The organism is Nocardia sp. NPDC058244 (assembly GCF_042882065.1).
Taxonomy (GTDB): Bacteria; Actinomycetota; Actinomycetes; order Mycobacteriales; family Mycobacteriaceae; genus Nocardia.
In genome coordinates, this window is record NZ_JBHVWX010000006.1 from 283,114 (window position 1) to 306,196 (window position 23,083).

The following is a 23,083-nucleotide window of genomic DNA, read 5'->3' on the forward strand; positions in this document are numbered from 1 at the left end:
CCGAGGTTGGCCGCCCCGCGCCGATCCCGTCACCCCGGTGGGTCCGGGGAGTTCCGAGTTGTATTGCGGCCGCGTGGCGTCACCTGCGGTCGGTAGATGGAAGGCAGTCCAGATGACCAACACCACTCCGGCGCGCGCGGGAACAGAACAGCTGGCAGCGCTGGTGGCGACGGTCGCGGCGATGGAGCCGGCCCGCAGCGCGGTCGAGTTCGACGGCACCTCGGTCTCCTATGCCGACCTCGACGCGCGGCTGACGGTGATGGCCGAGCTGACCGGTGGCGCACTGGATCCCGAGACCCTGGTGCAGGTCGTGCTCGCCGAGCTGTTCCCCGGCGTGGTCGATGCCGCCGACGGGACGTTCGGGCTGCTGCTGGACGCGCTGGCCGGTGACGCCATGGCCGCGCTGGGTGTACAGCCGCCGGTGGCGGGGCAGGCGCCGACCCTGGTCGACCGGTTCGCCGAGCAGCTGGCCCGCACATCCGACCTGGTCGCGGTGCAGTTCGGCGCGCAGACGCTGACCTACGCCGAATTCGACGCCAGGGTGCGGGTGCTGGCCGCGCGGCTGGTCGACCTCGGCGTGGGACCGGAGGCCCTGGTCGGGCTGGCCATGCGGCGCAGCGTGGAGCTGATCGTCGCCGTGCACGCGATCGTGCGCGCCGGTGGCGCGTACGTGCCGCTGGATCCGGATCACCCGGTGGACCGGCTGCGCTATGTGCTCGAGGTGGCGCGGCCGATCGTGGTGGTGACCCGCGCCGCCGACGAGCCCGATCTGCCCGGCGCGCCGGTCCTGCGCACCGACGACATCGACTGGACCGCGCCGCCCGCCGCGGTCGACGGCGGCGCGCGAGCGGGCAACACCGCCTATGTCATCTTCACCTCGGGGTCCACCGGCAGGCCCAAGGGCGTGGCCGTCACGCACGGCGCGATCGTGGCGAACCTGGACTGGCGCCAGCGCTGCTACGCGCTGACCGACGCCGACGTGGTGCTGCAGAAGACGCCCTACACCTTCGACGTCTCGGTGTGGGAGCTGTTCTGGCCCTTGCAGATCGGTGCCCGGCTGGTCGTCGCCGAACCCGGCAGGCACGGTGAGCCCGCCTACCTGGCCGCGCTGATCGCCGAGCAGCGGGTGAGCGTCACCCACTTCGTGCCGTCGATGCTGGCCGCCTTCGCCGGGGAACTGTCCGAGACCACCGCGCCGGTGGACCTGTCGTCGCTGCGGCTGGTGTTCGCCTCCGGCGAGGCGCTGCCCGCCGCCACCGCCACCCGGCTGCGCAAGCTGTCGGCGACCGCGCTGCACAACCTGTACGGTCCCACCGAGGCGGCGGTCGACGTGACCGCGCACGAGGTGACCGTCGCCGACGAGGTGTCGGTCCCGATCGGCGGCCCCGCCGACGACACGGGTCTGCTGGTGCTCGACGAGAACCTCGACGAGGTGCCCGCCGGGGTGGTGGGTGAGCTGTATCTGTCGGGGGTGCAGCTGGCGCGCGGCTATGTGGCCCGGCCCGGACTGACCGCCGACCGCTTCGTCGCCAACCCGTTCGGCGTGCCCGGTGAGCGCATGTACCGCACCGGTGACCTGGTGCGGCAGCTGCCCGGCGGGGACGAGCTGGAGTACCTGGGGCGCACCGACTTCCAGGTGAAGCTGCGTGGCCTGCGGATCGAGCTCGGGGAGATCGAGGCCGTGCTGGCCGCGCACCCGCGCGTCGGCAACGCGGCGGTGGTGCTGCATCGCCATGCCGCCGGTGAGGCGCTGGTCGGCTATGTGGTCAGTGTCGACGGCGCGCCGCTCGACGAGGCCGAGCTGGTCGTGCACGCGAAGGCGTCGATGCCGGAATACATGGTGCCCTCGCTGCTGGTGCAGCTGCCCGCGATGCCGATCAACGCCAGCGGCAAGCTGGATCGGAAGGCGCTGCCGGAGCCCGATTTCCGGGTCGCGGCGGCCGAGTTCCGCGCGCCGGTGACCGCCACCGAGCGCGCCGTGGCCGCGCTCTTCGGTGAACTGCTCGGGGTCGAGACCGTCGGCCTGGACGACGACTTCTTCCGCCTCGGCGGCAACTCGCTGATCGCCACCCGCGCCATCGCCCGCCTGCAGGCGAACTTCGGTGTGCGCGTGGACGTGCGGGACTTCTTCGACAGCCCGACGGTCGCCGTGCTCGCGAAACTGGTCGACGGTGGCGCGATCGACGACCGGCCCGCCCTCGTCGCGGGCCCGCGCCCCGAGGTGCTGCCGCTCTCGCCCGCCCAGCAGCGCATGTGGTTCCTGAACCGGTTCGATCCGGCGACCGGCGCCTACAACATCCCGATCGCGGTCCGCCTGTCCGGCGCGCTGGACCAGGACGCCCTGCGCGCCGCCGTCGGCGATCTGATCGCCCGGCACGAGGTCCTGCGGACGGTGTACCCGGAGGTCGACGGAGTCGGCACCCAGCACGTCCTGTCACCGTCGGCGGCATTCGACTTGCTTGCCGCCGAGTCGAACTCGACGCTCCCCGCTGCTGGCGCTGCTGGCGCTGCTGGCGCTGCTGGCGCTGCTGGCGCTGCTGGCGCTGCTGGCGCTGCTGGCGCTGCTGGCGCTGCTGGCGCTGCTGGCGCGTTGGACGGTCCGGAGGTCGGTGGTGCCGAGACGGTAGCGGCGTCGACGTTGTTCGGTGTGCTCACGCCCATCAGTGTTGTGGCGCAGGACCTTCCCGATGTGTTGGCCGCGGTGATCCTGCGTGGGTTCGACGTCACCGCCGCGCCGCCGCTGCGGGCGCGGCTGTTCGAGGTCGACGGTGACCACGTGCTGGTGCTGGTGGTGCACCACATCGCCTCGGACGGGTGGTCGGCCGGGCCGCTGGTGCGCGACACCATGACCGCCTACTACGCGCGGACCGAGGGCACGGCGCCGGAATGGGCTCCGCTGCCGGTGCAATACGCCGATTACACGCTGTGGCAGCGGGCGCTGCTCGGGGCCGAGGAGGACATCGAGTCCAGGGCCGGGCGGGAGATCGCGTTCTGGCGTGGCGCGCTGGCCGGGCTGCCGGACGAGTCGAGCCTGCCGACCGATCGGCCGCGGCCCGCCGTCGCGTCGATGCGGGGGCAGCGGATCGAATTCGCGCTCGACGCCGATCTTGTCTCGGCGCTGAATTCCGTTGCCGCCGACCAGGGCGCGACCCTGTTCATGGTGCTGCACGCGGCGCTGTCGGTGCTGATCGCGCGCCTGTCGGGCAATACCGATGTGGCGATCGGCAGCCCGGTCGCCGGGCGTGGCGCCGCCGAGCTCGACGATGTCATCGGCATGTTCGTCAACACCGCCATCCTGCGTACCGAGGTGCGCGGCGGGGAATCCTTCGCTGATCTGCTCGGCCGGGTCCGCACCGACGATCTGGCCGCGTTCGAGCACACCACCCTGCCGTTCGAGCGCCTGGTGGAGGTGCTCGCGCCGCCGCGCTCGGCAGGCCGGCACCCGCTGTTCCAGGTCGCGCTGTCACTGCAGAACCTGCCGCAGGCCGACTTCGAGCTGCCCGGCCTGCGGGCCGCCGCCGTCGACCTGCCCTACGACATCGAGAAGTTCGATCTGTCGGTGACGCTGCGTGAGTCCGGCGCCACCGGCCTGTCCGGCGAATTCTCCTACGCCACCGATCTGTTCGACGAGTCCACCGTCGCCCGGATGGTGCGCCGCTTCACCGGCCTGCTCGCCGCGATCGCCGCCGCCCCGCGGACCCCGGTCGCCGACCTGCCGCTGCTGATCGACGCCGAACTCGCCGAGCTGACCGGCCGTTCCGGTGGCCCGGCCGCCCCGTTCCCGCTGCTGCCGCAGGTGCTGGCCGGCGCCGCCGCCGACCCCGGCGCCATCGCGATCCGGGACGGGGACCGCACCCTCACCTACGGCGAACTCGACGCCGCGTCCGCGCGCCTGGCCGCGCACCTGACCGGCCTCGGCATCGGCGCGGGCGACCTCGTCGCCGTGAGCATTCCGCGTTCCGCCGACTCCGTCACCGCCGTCTGGGGTGTCGTGAAGTCCGGCGCGGGCTTCCTGCCGGTCGACCCGACCTACCCCGCCGACCGCATCACCCACATGCTGTCGGATTCCGGTGCGGCCGTGGGTATCACGGTCGACGTGGTGCGCCCTGACCTGCCCGCCACCGTGGAGTGGGTCGTGCTCGACGCCGCGGTCGGCGCCGAACGGGCGGACCGGCTCGGCACGGAGTCGGGTGCCACCGGCGCCGGGTCGGCACCGGGTACCGCCGGAGGTGACGCGGCGGTGTACGCCGATGTGGCAGCACTCGAGGCGGGTGCGTCTCCGCTCGTCTCCGGTCGTCGCGGAACGCGCCGTGCGGTGGATCCACTGGATCCCGCGTATGTCATCTACACCTCCGGCACCACCGGTCTGCCGAAGGGTGTGGTGATTCCGCACGGCGCGGTCGCGGCGTACCTGCCGGTGCAGGCGGGGCGGTACGTGGCGTCGGCGGACGCGCGGGTGCTGCACGTGGCGTCGCCGTCGTTCGACATCTCGGTCGCCGAGCTGCTGCTGACCGTCACCGCGGGCGCGACCATGGTCGTCGCGCCGACCGGCGTGTTCGGTGGGGCGGAGCTGGGTGAGCTGCTGCGGGCCGAACGGGTGACCCATGTGATCATCACCCCGTCCGCGCTGGCCACGGTGCAGCCCGAGGGTCTCGATCAGCTGCGGGTCGTGGTCGTCGGCGGCGAGGCGTGCCCGGCGGAGCTGGTGGCGCGCTGGACCACCGCGATCCCCGGTCTGGTCTTCCGCAACGGCTACGGTCCCACCGAGACCACCATCGTCACCAATATCAGCGAACCCCTCACGGCGACAACGCCGATCACCCTCGGCGCGCCGGTGGAGGGCACCACCGAACTGGTGCTCGACGAGCGGCTGCGGCCGGTCCCGGCCGGTGTGGTCGGCGAGCTGTACATCGCCGGGGCCCAGCTGGCGCGCGGCTACCACCGCAGGCCCGCGCTCACCGCGGGGCGCTTCGTCACCAATCCCTACGGCGCGCCGGGCGAGCGGATGTACCGCACCGGCGACACCGTGCGCTGGGTGCGCACCGACGACGACTGGGACCTGGAGTACCTGGGCCGCAACGACTTCCAGGTGAAGGTGCGTGGCTTCCGGATCGAGCTCGGCGAGATCGACGCCGTCCTCGCCCGGCATGCCACCGTCGACTTCGCCGCCACCCTCGGGCATCGCACCGAGGCGGGCGCGACCGTGCTGGTGGCCTACGTGGTGCCGGTGGCGGGCACGGCCGTCGACACCGCGACGCTGATCGCGCACGCCGCCGACCACCTGCCCGCGCACATGGTCCCGGCCGCGATCGTCGCCCTCGACGCGGTGCCGCTGACCCCGGTCGGCAAGCTCGACCGCGCCGCGCTGCCCGCGCCGGTCTTCGAAGCCGCCGCCTATCGCGCTCCCGAGACCCCGGCCGAGCAGGCCGTCGCCGCCGCGTTCGCCGAGGTCCTCGGCCTGGAGCGGGTCGGCCGCGACGACGACTTCTTCGACCTGGGCGGCACCTCGCTGCTGGCGACCCGCCTGATGGCCCGCCTCGGCACCGACCTCGACATCCGCATCCCGGTCCGGCAGCTCTTCGACACCGCCACCGTGCTCGGCCTCGCCGCGGCCGCGGACCGGCTGCGCGGCACCGGTTCCGGCCCCGCCCTCGTCGCGGGCACCCGGCCCGACCCGCTGCCGCTCTCGCCCGCCCAGCAGCGGATGTGGTTCCTCAACCGGTTCGACCCGGGCTCGGCCACCGACAACATCCCGATGGCGGTGCGGCTCACCGGCGCCCTCGATGTCGCCGCCCTGCACGCCGCCCTCGTCGACGTGCTGGACCGCCACGAGGTCCTGCGCACCCGCTACCCCGAGCGCGACGGCCGGGCGATCGCCGAGATCCTGCCCGCCACCGGCCTGGTCCCCGAGGTCCTGCCGCAGATCGTCACCACGGCGGCCCTGACCGGCGCGGTGCGTGCCTGCGCCACCACGGGTTTCGACCTGACCGTCGACGCGCCCCTCCGGGCCACGCTCCTGCGTGTCACCGACATCGCGGCGGAGTCCGAAGCCGCGGAATCGGGCTCCGGCGATGCCGAGTACGTGCTCGTGATCGTGCTGCATCACATCGCCGCCGACGGCTTCTCCTTCGGCCCGCTGATCCGCGATGTGCTCACCGCGTACGGTGCCAGGGCCACCGGGAACGTGCCGCAGTGGGCGGCGCTGACGGTGCAGTACGCCGACTACGCGGTGTGGCAGCACGGCGTGCTGGGCGATGCCGCCGACCCGGAATCGGTGGCGGCGCGGCAGCTGGCGTTCTGGGCGGACACCCTGGCGGGCGTGCCGGAGCAGCTGGAGCTGCCGACCGATCGGACGCGACCCGCCGTCGCCTCGCGCGGCGGTGCGCTGCACCCGATCGACATCGACGCCGAAACCCACCGGGCGCTGGCCGACTTCGCGCGGGCGCGGGGCGTCACCGTGTTCATGGCCGCGCACGCGGTGTTCGCGGCGCTGCTGGCGCGGCTGTCGGCGACCACCGACATCGCGATCGGCACCCCGGTGTCGGGGCGGGGTGACCGGGCCCTCGACGACCTGGTCGGCATGTTCGTCAACACCCTCGTGCTGCGGACCGAGGTCAGCCCCGCCGCCCCGTTCACCGAGCTGCTGGCCCGGGTGCGCGAGACCGACCTCGCCGCGTTCGACCACGCCGATGTGCCGTTCGAGCGGCTGGTCGAGGTGCTCGACCCGGTTCGCTCCACCGCGCGCAATCCGCTGTTCCAGGTGATGCTGTCGCTCAACGAGGACACGCAGCGCGCCCTCGCCCTGCCCGGGCTCACGGTGGCCGGCGTCGACCTGCCCACCTCGGTCGCCAAGTTCGACCTCGAACTCACCCTCACCGAGCACCGCGACGAGCACGGCGCGCCCGCGGGCCTGTCCGGCGCGTTCCTCTACGCCACCGATCTGTTCGACGCGAGCACCGTCGCCGGATTCGCCACCCGCCTGCGCCGCCTGCTCGACGGCGTCCTCGCCGACCCGGCCCGTCCGGTCGGCGATCTCGACCTGCTCGACCCGGCCGAAGCCACCGAGGTCCTGACCACCTGGAACGCCACCGACCTGGTCCTCGACCCCGCGGCCACGCTCGCTTCGCTGTTCGCCGACCAGGTCGCCGCCACCCCGGACGCTGTCGCGGTGGTCGTGGATACCGAGCCGGTGCCGGTCGGTGCGGCGGGCCTCGGCGACGATCCGGACGCCGTCGAGTCGCTGACGTACGCGGAATTCGCGCGCCGGGTCCATCGGCTGGCGCGACACCTCATCGGTGTCGGCGCCGGACCGGGCTCGGTGGTCGCCGTGGCCCTGCGGCGCGGTCTCGATCAGCTCGTGGCCGTGCACGCTGTGCTCGCGGCGGGCGCCGCGTATGTGCCCGTCGACCCGGACCATCCGGCCGAGCGGACCGCGTACGTGCTCGACCGGACGGCACCGGTGTGCGTGCTGACGGCCGCCGGTCACGGTGTGGCCGTGGCGGATTCGGTCGTCGAGATCGACACCCTCGACCTGGCGGAGCTCTCGGATCAGCCTATCGCCGATGCCGAGCGGGTCACCCCGCTGCGCCCGGACCACCTCGCCTATGTGCTGTTCACCTCCGGCTCGACCGGCAGGCCGAAGGGCGTGGCGGTACCGCACCGGGCCGTGGTGAACCAGCTGCGGTGGCTGCAGCGCGAGTACGCGCTCACCGCCGGTGACGTCGTCCTGCAGAAGACCCCGTTCACCTTCGACGCGTCGGTGTGGGAACTGCTGTGGCCGTTGCAGACCGGTGCCCGCCTGGTCCTGGCCACCGCCGACGGACACCGCGACCCGGCGTATCTGGCCGAGGTGACCGCGCGGCACGCGGTGAGCGTCGTGCAGTACGTGCCCTCGGTGCTGGCCGCCGTCGTCGCCGAGCCGGTCCGCACGGAGAGCCTGCGCCTGGTGTTCGCCGGTGGCGAGGCGCTGACCACCGACCTCGCCCAGCGCGTGCGCACCGCCACCGGTGCGGCCGTTGTGAACCTGTACGGCCCCACCGAAACCGCCGTCCAGGTCACCACCCACGAGGTCGGCGCCGAGCCGACCGCCGCCGCCCCGATCGGCACCCCGGTCGCCAATACCCGCGTGTACGTGCTTGATTCGCGGCTGCGTGCCGTGCCCGCCGGTGTTCCCGGCGAGCTGTACGTAGCGGGTGCCCAGCTCGCCGACGGCTATCACGGCCGCGCCGACCTGACCGCCGAGCGTTTCGTCGCCGACCCGTTCGGCACCGGCGACCGGCTCTACCGCACCGGCGACCTCGTCGCCTGGCGCACCGGCCCCGCCGGACCGGCCCTGCACTACCTGGGCCGCACCGACTTCCAGGTGAAACTGCGCGGACTGCGCATCGAACCCGCCGAGATCGAAGCCGCCCTCGCCACGGTCCCCGGCGTCGACCGCGTCGCGGTGCTGGTCCGCTCCGACGCCGACCGCCCGGACCAGCTCGTCGCCTACATCGTGCCCACCCCCGATACCGTCGCGGGTGATGCGGCTGCCCCGGCGGGTGATTCGCCCGGGCGCGAGCCTCTGTCGCCCGCCGACCTGGATGCCGCCGTCGCGGCGGTGCTGCCGTCGTACATGGTGCCCGGCGCGTATGTCTTCCTCGACGCGCTGCCGATCAACAGCTCCGGCAAGCTCGACCGCCGCGCACTGCCCGCGCCGGAACTGCCGGAGCGCGACTATCGCGAACCGGTGACCGCGACCGAGCGGATCGTCGCGGCGACCTTCGCCGACGTGGTCGGGCTCGACCGCGTGGGCGCCGACGACGACTTCTTCGCCCTCGGCGGCAACTCGCTGCTCGCCACCCAGGTGGCCGCCCGGCTCGGCGCCGTTCTGGACGCCAAGGTGCCGGTGCGGGAGCTGTTCGAGGCCAGCACCGTCGCCGGTCTCGCCGTGCGCCTGGACGCGCTGCGCGGCACCGGCAGCAGGCGGGGACCGGTGGCCGGGCAACGGCCGCAGCGGATTCCGCTCTCGCCCGCGCAGCAGCGCATGTGGTTCCTGCACCGCTTCGATCCCGGCTCGACCGCCTACCACATCCCGGTCGCGATCCGGCTCAGCGGCGACCTCGACACCGCCGCCCTGCGCGGCGCCCTGGGCGACCTGATCGCCCGGCACGAGACGCTGCGCACCACCTATCCCGAGTTCGACGGGCAGGCCACCCAGCTCGTCGGCGCGCCGTTCGTCCCCGACCTCGCGGTCACCGACGTCGCCGCCGAGGCGGTGGCCGCCGCCGTGGGCGCCACGCTCGACGGCGGTTTCGACATCACCACCGAGGTGCCGGTGCGCGCCGCGCTGCTGCGGGTGACGCCGACCGAGCACATCCTGGTGCTGGTCGTGCACCACATCGCCGCCGACGGCTGGTCGATGGGCCCGCTGACCCGCGATCTGGTCGCCGCCTACGCGGCCCGCACCGCCGGGGCCGAGCCGCGGCTGCCCGCGCTGGCCGTGCACTACGCCGACTACGCGCTGTGGCAGACCGAAGGACTCGGCAGCGCCGACGATCCCGACGCGCCGCTGGCCCATCAGCTCGCCTACTGGACCGACCGGCTCGCCGGCCTGCCCGACGTGCTCACCCTGCCCGCCGACCGCCGCAGGCCGCTGGTCGCCTCCCACCGGGGCGCCACCTTCACCACCACCCTCGACGCCGACCTGCACCGCCGGATCGACGAACTGGCCCGCGCGCGGCGCGCCACCCCGTTCATGGTGCTGCACGCCGGTCTCGCGGTGCTGCTGGCGCGCCTGTCCGCGGGCACCGACATCGTCGTCGGCACGCCCGTCGCGGGCCGTGGGCATCGTGAGCTCGACGACATCGTCGGCATGTTCGTCAACACCCTGGTGCTGCGCGCGAGCGTGCCCGCCGCCGTGCCGTTCAGCGCCCTGCTCGACGACATCCGCGCCGGTGACCTCGACGCCTTCGACCACGCCGACGTGCCGTTCGAAAGCCTCGTCGACGCGGTCAACCCGGCCCGCTCCCAGGGCTACGCGCCGCTGTACCAGGTGTCGCTGGCGCTGCAGAACCAGCGCACCACCGCGTTCGAGCTGCCCGGCCTGACCCTGTCCGGGCTGACCCTGCCGGACGCGCCGATCGAAGTGGACCTGGACTTCACCTTCGTCGACCACTACGGCGCCGACGGCACGGCCGACGGCCTCGACCTCGAACTGCGCTACGCCACCGACCTCTTCGACGCCGACACCATCGCGACCCTGGTCGGCATGCTGGAGCGGGTACTGCGCGCCGCCGTCACCGCGCCCGGCACCGCCGTCGGCGACCTGCCCGTTCTCGACGAGGACGGCCGCACGCGGCTGCTCGCCGGTCCGCACGGTGACGTCGAGCCGCTCGCGCCCGCGCTCGCCGAACTCGGTATCGGTGCCCCGCTGGCCGCGCACCTGCTCGACGCGGCCGCGGCCCGCGACCCGCACGCCGTCGCCGCCGTCTTCGAGGGTGCCGAGATCACCTACGGCGCGCTCGCCGCGCGGGCGAACCGGCTCGCGCGCAGGCTGATCGACTGCGGTGTCGGCCCGGAGACCCCGGTCGCGGTCGCCGTGCCGCGCGGCATCGACCTGCTGGTGGTGCTACACGGTGTGCTCGCCGCCGGTGGCGTGTACGTGCCGATCGATCCGGCCCAGCCCGCCGACCGGATCGGGCACGTGCTCGAGACGGCGGCGCCGCGCTTGGTCGTCGCCGCGTCGGCGGGCGACCTCGATCATGTCGACCGGGGTATCCGATCTGCCACGGCCTCGGTGCATTTCGCCGCCGCGTCGCGCTCCGGCTTCCCGGTGCTGACCGTCGCGCAGCTCGAGGACCCGGCGCAGCCGCCGGTACCCGGCGGCCCGGTCACCGACGCCGAACGCCTCGCCCCGCTGCACCCCGCGCACCCGGCCTACGTGCTGTTCACCTCCGGCTCCACCGGTCTGCCCAAGGGTGTGCTGGTCTCGCATCGGGCCGTGGTCAACGAACTGTGCTGGCTGCGTGGCGAATACGACCTGACCGCCGCGGACCGGCTGCTCCAGCGCGCGCCGCTGACCTTCGACGTCTCGCTGTGGGAACTGCTGTGCCCGGCGCTGCTCGGCGCCACCCTGGTCCTGCTGCGGCCCGGTGGGCACCTCGACCTCGCCTACCAGGCGCGGGTGGTGCGCGAACAGGGCGTCACCATCGCCGAATTCGTGCCGTCGGTGCTGGCGGCGATGCTCGCCGAAGGGCTGGCCGCGGACCTGAGTGGGCTGCGGATGCTGCACCTGGGCGGCGAGGAGCTGCCCGCCGCGCTGGCGGCCACTGTGCTCGCCACCGTGCCCGCCGAACTGCACAACACCTACGGCCCGACCGAGGTGACGATCACCAGCACCTTCCAGCAGATCACCGCCCCGGTCGAGCAGACCGAGCTGCCGATCGGCAGGCCGAGCTGGAACGTGCGCGCCTACGTGCTCGACGAGCGGCTGCACCCGGTGCCCGCCGGGGTCGCGGGCGAGCTGTACCTGGCGGGCGACCAGCTCGCCCGCGGCTACCTGGGCAGGCCCGACCTGACCGCCGACCGCTTCGTCGCCGACCCGTACGGGCCCGACGGCGGCCGCATGTACCGGACCGGTGATCTGGTGCGCCGCGATCGCGCCGGCGCGCTGGTGTACCTGGGCCGCAACGACTTCCAGGTGAAGATCCGCGGTCTGCGGATCGAGCTCGGCGAGATCGAGGCCGCGCTCGGCGACGCGCCCGGCGTCACCCACGCGACCGTGGTCCCCGCGACCGACGACGCCGGACGGCAGTGCCTGGTCGCCTACGTCGCCGGTGCGGTCGACCCCGCCGTGGTGCGCGCGCACGTCGCGAGCCGGGTGCCCGCGTACATGGTGCCCGCCCACCTGGTGGTGCTCGACACCGTCCCGCTCAACTCCGCGGGCAAACTGGACCGGGCCGCGCTCCCGGCCGCCGACCTGTCCGTCACCACCGCCTACGTGGCGCCACGCCCCGGCACGCAGACCGCGCTCGCCGCCGTGGTGGGCGAGCTGCTCGGGCTGGCCAGGGTCGGCGCCGACGACGACTTCTTCGACATCGGCGGCAACTCCCTGCTCGCCATGCGGCTCGTCGCCCGCGCCAACGCGGCACTGGGCAGCGCGCTCGACGTGCGCGACGTGTTCGACGCCCCCACCGTCGCCGGTCTCGCCGTCCGCGCCGTTGCCCACGCCGAGCAGCTGCCGCCGCTGACCGTGATGGACCCGCGCCCGGCCCGCATCCCGCTGTCGCTGGCCCAGACCCGCCTGTGGCTGCTGAACCGGATCGACCCCGACTCCGCCGTCTACACGCTGCCCATCGCCCTGCGCCTCACCGGCGACCTGGACACCGACGCGCTGTGGGCGGCCCTGGGCGACGTGCTCGCGCGGCACGAATCGCTGCGGACCGTCTTCCCCGAGGACGCCGACGGGCCGACCCAGGTCGTCCTCCCGGTCGACCGCGTGCTGCCGGTCGCCGACGTCCGCGAGGTCGCCGAGGCGGAGCTGGCCGACGCGGTGCGCGCGATCATCGGGGCCGGCTACGACCTGACCTCCCAGCCCCCGGTCCGTGCCGCCCTGCTCCGGCGGGTGCCGGACGATCGAGCGGCCGCACCCGCGGGCCGCAACGGTGCCGCCTTCGACGGTGCGGCACCAGGATTCGCGCTGCCCAACGGCACGGAGCCCCACGGTGTCGCGGCAGTCGGCACACGCCGTGACACCCGTGCCGCGGCAGTCGGCACGCGCCGTGACACGGTGTCCGACAGTGCTATTCGTGACGGTTCGACGTCCGCCGCTCGCCACGACGACACGGTCACCGACGGTGTCGTTCGCGGCGACGCGCGGGTGGACGAGGTCGAGCACGTGCTGGTGCTCGCGGTGCATCACATCGCCGCCGACGGTGTGTCGACCACGCCGCTGGCGCGGGATCTCGTCACCGCGTATGTCGCGCGCAGCGCGGGGACGGCGCCGGAGTGGGAGCCGCTGCCCGTGCAGTATCCCGACTTCACCCTGTGGCAGCACGCGGTCCTCGGCGACGCCGCCGATCCGGAATCGCGGCTGGCGCGGCAGCTGGCGCACTGGCGCGACGAACTGGCCGGGCTCGCACCGGCAGTGGAGCTCGCCACCGATCGGCCCCGGCCCGCCGTGCGGACCGGCGCGGGCGGATCCGTCGGGTTCGACGTGCCCGCCGGCGTGGTGACCGGGATCGAGGAGCTGGCCCGCCGCCACGGGGTGTCCACCTTCATGGTGGTGCACGCGGCGTTCGCGGTGCTGCTGTCGCGGCAGGGAGCCGGGGCCGACATCGTGGTGGGCACGCCCGTCGCGGGCCGGGCCGATGCCGCGCTCGACGATCTGGTCGGCATGTTCGTCAACACCCTCGTGCTGCGGACCACCGTCGACGCGGGCGCCGGGTTCGGTGACCTGCTCGCCGAGGTCCGCGCCGCCGATCTGCGCGCCTTCGCCCACGCCGAGCTGCCGTTCGAGCGCCTGGTCGAGGAGCTGAATCCGGCGCGCTCGACCGCGTATTCGCCGATCGTGCAGGTGATGCTCGCGTTCGAGCACCGCGACGACACCGGCATCGACCTGCCCGGCCTGCGCATCGGCGAGTTCGCCCTGCCCGCCGCGACCACCCAGTTCGACCTGTCGCTGGCGATCGACGAGATCACCGGCACCGCGGGCGAACCCGGTCTGCGTGGCTGGCTGCGCTACGCCACCGATCTGTTCGACGAAACCACGGTCGTGGCCTTCGGCGAACGCTTCGTGCGTGTCCTGGCCGCGGTGGTGGCCGACGAGACCGCGCCGGTCGGCGAGATCGACCTGCTCGACCCCGCCGAAACCGCGCAGCTGGCGGCATGGAACGACACCGCCGCCCCGCTGGACGCCGAGGCGACGCTCGTCTCGATGTTCGCCGCGCAAGCCCTGCGCACCCCCGACGCCGTCGCCCTCGACTTCGAGGGCCTGCGGATCACCTACGGCGAGTTCGCCGCTCGGGTCGCGCGTCTGGCGCGATTCCTGATCGCCGAGGGCGTGGGCCCCGGCGCCGTCGTCGGCGTGGGCCTGCGCCGCGGCATCGACCTGCTGGTCGCCGTCTACGCCGCGCAGGCCGCGGGCGCGGCCTACCTGCCGCTGGACCCCGACCACCCAGCCGACCGCATCGCCGACGTGCTCGCGACCGCGGCGCCGGTGTGCGTGCTCGCCGGCGCGGGCTTCCCCGGCGCCCGCGTCCTAGATCCGGCGGACCTGGACCTGTCCGGATTCGCCGCCGACCCGGTTACCGACGCCGACCGGATCCGTCCGCTGCGCGCCGCCGACCTGGCCTACGTGCTGTTCACCTCGGGCTCGACCGGCAAGCCGAAGGGCGTGGCCGTGAGCCACACCGCGATCGTCAACCGCCTGGTCTGGATGCAGGACGCCTACCGGCTCGACGCCGACGGCGTCGTGCTGCAGAAGACGCCGATCACCTTCGACGTGTCGGTGTGGGAACTGTTCTGGCCCTTGCAGATCGGCGCGACCTTGGTCGTCGCCCGCCCCGACGGGCACCGCGATCCCGCCTATCTGGCCGAGGTGATCACCCGCACCGGTGTCGATGTCGCGCACTTCGTGCCGTCGATGCTGGCCGCGTTCCTCGCCGAACCATGGGCCGCCGCGTGCGGGTCGCTGCGCCAGGTGTTCGCCTCCGGTGAGGCGCTGCCCGCCGCCGACGCCCAGCGCCTGCGCGCGCTGGTGCCCGGGGTGGCGGTGCACAACCTGTACGGGCCGACCGAGGCCGCCGTCGACGTCACCTTCCACGAGGTCACCGACGCCGACACCGTCACCGTGCCGATCGGCGCGCCCGTCGCCAATACCGCCCTGCACGTGCTCGACGCCCGCCTGCGCCCCGTGCCGGTCGGCACGCCCGGCGAGCTGTACCTGGCCGGTGTCCAGCTGGCCCGCGGCTACCTCGCCCGCCCCGACCTGTCGGCGGACCGCTTCGTCGCCAACCCGTACGGGACCCCCGGCGAGCGCATGTACCGCACCGGTGACCTCGTCGTGCGCACCCGCACCGGCGAACTGGAGTACCTGGGCCGCACCGACTTCCAGGTGAAACTGCGCGGCCTGCGCATCGAACTCGGCGAGATCGAAGCGATCCTGTCCGCGCTCGAGACCGTCGATCGGGCCGTCGTCACCGTCCGCGACGACGGCACCGGCGACTACCTCACCGCCTACCTCGTCCCCGTGAGCCCCGATCGGGCGATCGACCTGGACGCGGTGAAGGCCGCACTGCGGCAAGCACTTCCGGCCTACATGGTGCCGAGCGCCTTCGTGGTGCTCGACGCGCTGCCCGTCAACGCCTCCGGCAAGCTGGATCGGCGTGCGCTGCCCGCACCGGAACTCGCCGCGCGCGAATTCCGTGCTCCGGCGACGCCGTCGGAGCAGCTGGTGGCCGGGGTGGTCGCGGACGTGCTCGGCCTCGACACGGTCGGCGCCGACGACGACTTCTTCGACCTCGGCGGCAACTCGCTCATCGCGACCCGGGTCGCCGCCCGGCTCGGCGCCGCGCTGGACCGGCAGGTCCCGGTGGCACGGATCTTCGAAACCCCCGTGGTGGCCGCGCTGGCCGCCGCGCTCGACAGCGCCGAGGGCACGGCCCGGCTGGCACTGGTGGCGGGGGAGCGGCCCGCCGTGCTCCCGCTCTCGCCCGCGCAGCAGCGCATGTGGTTCCTCAACCGGTTCGACCCCGATTCGGCCGGATACAACGTGCCGATCGCGGTGCGGCTCAGCGGTGTGCTCGATGTCGACGCGCTCGCCGCCGCCGTCGGCGATCTCGTCGAGCGCCACGAAGTGCTGCGCACCTACTACCCCGAGACCGCCGACGGCCCGGTCCAGGAGATCCTGTCCACCACCGAAGCCGGTGTCGCCCTGCGGGTTCGTGACATCGCGGCCGACCAGGTCGTCGCGGCGGTCACCGAACTGGCCGGGACCACGTTCGACGTGACGGCCGGCGTCCCCTGGCAGGTCGTGCTGTACCGGCTCACCGCCGGACGGGACGCCGACACCGACGAGGCCGTGCTGGCCGTGGTCGTGCACCACATCAGTGCGGACGGCTCGTCCGTCCCGCCGCTGGTCCGCGACCTGATGACCGCCTACCTGGCCCGCCGCGACGGCACCGCGCCCGCGTGGACGCCGCTGCCGGTGCAGTACGCCGACTACGCGCTGTGGCAGCGCGCGACCCTCGGCGACGAAGCCGACCCCGGCTCGGTCGCCGCCCGCCAGCTCGACTTCTGGCGCGGCGAACTCGCCGATCTCCCGGACGAACTCGCCCTCCCACTGGACCGCCCCCGCCCGGCCGTGCGCACCCTCGCCGGTGGCACGGTGCCGGTCACGCTCGACGCGCGCACCCACGCCCGGCTGACCGAGCTGGCCAGGGCATCCGGCGCGACGCTGTTCATGGTCGTGCACACCGCGTTCGCGGCCCTGCTCGGGCGCCTGTCCGGCAGCGCCGACATCACCGTCGGCACGCCCGTGGCCGGGCGCGGTGAGGCCGCGCTCGAGGACCTGATCGGCATGTTCGTCAACACCCTGGTCTTCCGCACCCGGCTGGTGGCGGGGGAGACGTTCGGTCAGCTGCTGGCCCGCCAGCGCGCCACCGACCTGGCCGTGTACGCCAACGCGGACGTCCCGTTCGAACGGCTCGTCGAGGTGCTCGACCCGGCCCGCTCCACCGCCAGGCACCCGCTGTTCCAGGTGGGCTTCTCGTTCCAGAACTTCGAGCGCGCCGAACTGGCGCTGCCCGGGATCACGGTGTCCGCGCTGGACACCGACAGCGAGCTGTCCCAGTTCGACCTGCACCTGATCGTCAGCGACACCTACGCCGCCGACGGTGCCGCCGCCGGTGTCACCGGTGTGCTCACCTATGCCCACGATGTCGTCGACACCGCGACCGCGGCCGCCCTCGCGGGCAGGCTGGAACGGCTGCTCACCGCCGTCGCCGCGGCGCCGCACACCCCGCTGGACGCCATCGACGTGCTCGAGCCGGTCGAGCGGACCCGCATTCTCACCGAGTGGAACGCCACCGCGCACGAGATCGACCGCACCGCGACGCTGCTCACCCCGTTCCGCGACCGGGTGCGGGCGAATCCCGCGGCGACCGCGCTCGTCTTCGAGGACACCGAGCTGACCTACGCCGAGCTCGACGCCCGGGTGAACCAGCTGGCCCGCCATCTCGTCGCCGAGGGCGTCGGCCCGGACGCGCTGGTGGCGGTGGCGATCCGCCGCTCGATCGACCTCGTCGTCACGCTGTACGCGGTGCTCACCGCGGGCGGCGCGTACGTGCCGGTCGACCCGGATCACCCGGCCGAGCGCATCGCCCAGGTCCTCGACACCGCGCGCCCGCACCTGGTCCTGTCCACCGCGCGCGACTACTTCGATCGGCAGTCGTCGACGGGGACCGGCATCGCGGCCATGGCGGCGCCCGCGCCTCGGATCGTCGTCGTCGACACCGTCGATACGTCGGTCTACTCGACGGATCCGGTGGCCGATGCCGAACTCCTTGCGCCGCTGCGGGATTCGAACCTCGCCTACGTCCTGTTCACCTCCGGCTCGACCGGCAGGCCCAAGGGCGTGGCGATGAGTCACGCGGGTGTGCGCAACCAGATCGCCTGGCTGCTCGCGCGGTACGGGATCGACGGCGACGACGTGTACCTGCAGAAGTCCGCCGTCGGGTTCGACCTGTCGGTGTGGGGCTTCTTCGCTCCGCTGGCCGCGGGCGCCACCCTGGTGCTGGCCACCCCGGACGGGCATCGCGATCCGCTGTATCTGGCCGACCTGGTCGCCGCGCGGGGGATCACCGTCGCCGACTTCGTGCCGTCGATGCTGGCGATGTTCGCCGCGCACGCCGACGCGCGTCAGCTGGCGAGCCTGCGGCTGGTGTTCGCGATCGGCGAGGCGCTCACTCCGGACACGGTGGCCGCCTTCGGCGCGCATTCGGCCGCGGCCGTGCACAACCTGTACGGACCCACCGAGGCCGCCGTCTCGGTCACCGCCTGGCCCGCCGAGGGCGCGACCGGGCAGACCGTGCCGATCGGGGTGCCCGCCTGGAACACCCGGGTCTACGTGCTCGACGAGCGGCTGCGGCCGGTCGCCCCCGGCGTCGCCGGTGAGCTGTACCTGGCGGGTGCGCAGCTGGCCCGTGGGTACCTCGGGCGGCCCGACCTGTCGGCCGACCGATTCGTCGCCGACCCGTTCGGCGCGCCGGGCGAGCGCATGTACCGCACCGGCGACCTGGTGCGCTGGAACCGCGACGGCGTCCTGAGCTACCTGGCGCGCATCGACTTCCAGGTGAAGTTCCGCGGTCAGCGCATCGAGCTCGGCGACATCGAGGCCGCGCTGGGTGGCCTGCCGGGGATCAGCCAGGCCGCGGCGGTGGTGTCGGCGAGCCCGGCGGGCGACCGGCTGGTCGGCTACGCGGTGCCGGTGCCCGGCGCCGAACTCGAGGCGGCGCAGCTGCGTTCGGCGCTGGCGACGGTGCTGCCGTCGTACATGGTGCCGTCGGTGATCGTGGTGCTCGACGCGTTCCCGCTCAACACCTCCGGCAAGCTCGACCGCAAGGCCCTGCCCGCACCGGAATTCGTGGCCAGGCCGTTCCGGGCGCCGGTCACCCCGGCCCAGCGCGCGGTCGCCGAGGTCTTCGGTGAGGTGCTCGGCCGCGCGCAGGTCGGTCTCGACGACGACTTCTTCGAACTCGGCGGCAACTCGCTCATCGCCACCAGGGTCGCCGCCCGCCTCGGCGCGGCGCTGTCGGCCCGGGTGCCGGTGCGCGCCCTGTTCGAGGCGACCACCGTCGCCGACCTGGCCGACACCCTGGCGGGCCGGATGGGCAGCGGCGCCGGCCTCGCGCTGACCGCCGCCCGCCGCCCGCACCGGATCCCGCTCTCGGCGGCCCAGCAGCGCATGTGGCTGCTCAACCGCCTCGACCCGGCGTCGGCGGCCTACAACATCCCGATCGCGGTGCGGCTGCGCGGCGACGTGGACGCCCCGGCGCTGGCCGCCGCCGTCGCCGATGTGCTCGACCGGCACGAGGTGCTGCGCACCGCGTACCCGGCGATCGACGGCATCGGTCATCAGGCGGTGTGGCAGTTCGTGCCGACCCCGGTCGTGGAGACCGTCGACCCGATCGCGGTGCCCGCGATGGTGGCCGCCGAGATCGGCCGCGGCTTCGATGTCACCGTCGCGCCGCCGGTGCGGGTGCGGGTCCTGCGCAGCGCGCCCGACGACGTCGTGCTGGTCGTGGTGATCCACCACATCAGTGCCGACGGTTTCTCCGCCGGTCCGCTGCTGCGCGACACCACCGCGGCCTACCTGGCCCGGCGCGCCGGCACCGACCCCGAATGGACGCCCCTGGCGGTCCAGTACGCCGACTACACGCTGTGGCAGCGTGCGGTGCTGGGCGGCGAGGACGACCCGGAATCGGTCGCCGCCCGGCAGATCCGGTTCTGGCGCGACGAACTGGCCGGGCTGCCCGGCCTGCTCGAGCTGCCCACCGACCGGCCGCGTCCCGCGGTCGCCTCGCAGCGCGGCGCGAGCGTGGACACCGTGGTGCCGCCGGAGATCTGGCGGCGGGTCGGGCAGCTGGCCCGCCGTGGCGACGCGAGCGCGTTCATGGTCGCGCACGCGGCGCTGGCCGCCCTGCTGGCCCGGCTGAGCGGCACCGGCGACATCGCCATCGGCACGCCCGTCGCTGGTCGTGGTGAGGCGGCGCTCGACGAGTTGGTCGGCATGTTCGTCAACACCCTGGTGCTGCGGACCGCCGTCGACCCGGCCGCGTCCTTCACCGACCTGCTGCGCCAGGCCCGCCGCGTTGACCTCGACGCGTTCGAGCACGCCGATGTGCCGTTCGAGCGGCTCGTCGACGTGCTCGACCCGGTCCGCTCGACCGCGCACAGCCCGCTGTTCCAGGTGATGCTCGCCTTCCAGAACCTGGACGCCGCGCCCACCGAGGTCAGCCTGCCCGACCTCACCGTCACCGGGCTCGATACCGACACCGCCATCGCCAAGTTCGACCTGGACCTGGTGCTCGCCGACACCGCCGACGGCGGCTGCGCGGTGAGTCTCACCTACGCGACCGACCTGTTCGACGCCGCCACCGCGGCCAGGATCGCCGACGGCTACGTCCGCATCCTCGACGCCGTCACCGCCGACCCGGCCCGTCCGCTCGGCGAGGTCGACCTGCTGACCGACGCCGATCGGCGCCTGCTCGACACCTGGTGCGACACCGGGCATCCGGTGCCCGCCGAGGTGCTGCCGGTCGCGTTCGACCGGCAGGCCGCGGCGACGCCGACGGCGATCGCGCTCACCGACGGCGACGTCTCGCTCACCTACGCCGACGTCGCGGACCGGGTGCACCGGCTCGCCCGCCACCTCGTAGACCAGGGTGTCGGACCGGACACGGCGGTCGCCGTCGCCGTGCGCCGCTCGCCGGAGCTGCTGGTGGCGGTGCACGCGGTGCTCGCCGCCGGTGGCATCTACGTGCCGATCGACCCCGATCACCCGGCCGAGCGGATCACCCGCGTCCTGCGGATCGCGCAGCCGGTGTGCGTGCTCACCACCTCCCGTGATCGCGCCGACCTGCCGGTCATCGGTTCCCCGCTGGACGGCGCCGATGTGGTGGAGGCCGACACGGTCGACCTCACCGCCTACCCGGCCGGTCCGCTCACCGACGCCGAGCGCGTGCAGCCGCTGCTGCCCGAGCACACCGCGTACGTGATCTTCACCTCCGGATCCACCGGCCTGCCCAAGGGCGTCGGGGTGCCGCATCGCGCCATCGTCAACCAGCTCGACTGGATGGCAACGGAATTCGGGTTCGCTCCCGGCGACACTGTGCTGCACAAGACACCGGTCACCTTCGACGCCTCGATCTGGGAACTGCTGCTACCGCCGCGCGTCGGCGCCCGCACGGTCATCGCCCGCCCCGGCGGCCACGGCGACCCCGGCTACCTGGCCGACCTGATCGCCGCAGAGCGGGTCGACACCGTGCAGTTCGCACCGACCCTGCTCGCGGCGTACCTCGCCGAGTCCACGGCCCGGCCTTCCGCGGCCGAGCCGGTGCGCAACGGCGGTGCGGGCGCGGCACTTCCGTCGGGCGACGGCGTCGGACCGGTGGTCGACGGCACCGCGCTGCCGTTCGATGACCAGGAGACATCCGCGACCGGTCTGCGCCGGGTGTTCGCCGGTGGCGAGATCCTGTCCCCGGCACTGGCGCAGCGGGCCCGGGACGTGACCGGCGCGCAGGTGGTCAACCTGTACGGGCCGACGGAGACCGCCGTGCAGGTGAGCACCCACGTGGTGGACGACGCCGACACCGTGACTGTGCCGATCGGTACGCCCGTGGGGAACACCGGTCTCCGCGTGCTCGACGCGCGGCTGCGGCCGGTGCCGCCGGGCGTGACCGGCGAACTGTACGTCGGCGGTGCGCAACTCGCGCACGGCTACGTCGGCGCGGCCGGGCTCACCGCCGAGCGTTTCGTGCCCGACCCGTCCGCCGGGCCCGGTGCCCGGATGTACCGGACCGGTGACCTCGTGCGCCTGCGCGTCGGCGAGAACGGGGCGGCCGCACTCGACTACGTGGGCCGCGTCGACCTCCAGGTCAAGCTCAACGGTCAGCGCATCGAACTCGGCGAGGTGGAAGCCGCGCTGCTGGATCACCCCGGCGTCGCCCAGGCCGCGGCCGCGGTGGTGCCGGGTGCGGGCGCGGACCGGCTCGTCGGCTACGTCGTCGCCGAATCGACGGCGGCGCAGCGTGATCCGCTCGACCCGGCCGCCGTCCGCGCGGCACTGGCCGAGGCGCTGCCCGGGTACCTGGTGCCCGCCGTGGTGCTCGTCCTCGACGAGTTCCCGGTCACCACCTCCGGCAAGCTCGACCGCGCCGCCCTGCCCCGGCCGCACCTGCGCCAGGCCGCCTACCGCGGCCCGGTCACCGAGACCGAACAGCGGGTCGCCGGGGAATTCGCCCGGGTCCTCGACCTGGACCGGATCGGCATGGACGACAACTTCTTCGACCTCGGCGGCAACTCGCTGACCGCGGTCCAGCTGTCCGCGCGCCTGAGCGAGGCACTGGGCGTCGCGGTGCCGGTCGCGTGGTTCTTCACCGACCCGACACCCGCCGTGGTCGTGGAACGGCTGCGCGCCCAGGACGATGCGGCCGACGACGCGTTCGCGGTGCTGCTGCCGCTGCGCGCGCACGGCACCGGGGCACCGCTGTTCTGCCTGCATCCCGTGGGCGGTGTGTCCTGGTCGTTCGCCGGTCTGACCCGCCACCTCGACCCGGAGCGCCCGATCTACGGTCTGCAGTCGCCCGCCCTCACCGCGGACGAACCGCTGCCCGGCACCATCGACGCCTGGGCCGAGCGCTATGTCACGGCCATCCGCGAGGTCCAGCCCGAGGGCCCGTACCACCTGCTCGGCTGGTCGCTGGGCGGCCTGCTCGCGCACGCCGTCGCCACCCGGCTGCAGGCCGAGGGCGCCGAGGTCGCGCGGCTGGCCATGATGGACAGCTGGCTCGGCGACGGCCCCGAGCAGACGCCGCTGCCCAGCGTCGGCGACCTGCTCGGCGGCCTCGCGGGCGACGAATTCGACGTGGCCTTCGACGCCGACGGCCTGGCCGCCGCGGCCGCCGAGGCGGGCGGAGCACTGGCCGCGCTCGACCGGACCCGCGTCGCCCGCATCATCGACGCCGCCACCGCCTCGATGACGATGGTCGACGCCTACCGGCCCGAGCGCTTCCACGGCGACCTCGTCTACTTCGCGGCCACCCTCGACGACCCCACCGGCGCGCGCGGCGCGGCGAGCTGGGCCGGCGTCATCGGCGGTGACGTGCACCGGTACGGGATCGAGGCCACCCACTGGGCGATGGCGGGCGACGCCGCGCTGGCCCGGATCGCGGCCGTGCTCGACGCGGTCCCACCCGTGGACGCCGTGAGGGCCGATGCGCGAGCGGGGGTGCGGGGCGCATAGAATCGCGGAGCCGGCCGTCGAGCCTGCTGCCTGCTTCGCCGAGGCATCCGCGCACGTCGCCAGCACCCCTTTCCGAGAGGT

1 protein-coding gene is annotated in these 23,083 nt (G+C 73.8%); it reads left to right on the forward strand.

Annotated elements, in window-relative coordinates; all coding sequences use genetic code 11:
• The first annotated feature begins 112 nt into the window (after positions 1-112).
• Positions 113-23,002 carry a non-ribosomal peptide synthase/polyketide synthase gene (locus tag ACFVW6_RS20790; protein WP_387792409.1) on the forward strand — a complete coding sequence of 7,630 codons (22,890 nt, stop codon included), beginning with the start codon at positions 113-115 and terminating at the stop codon, positions 23,000-23,002.
• Positions 23,003-23,083: the final 81 nt, after the last annotated feature.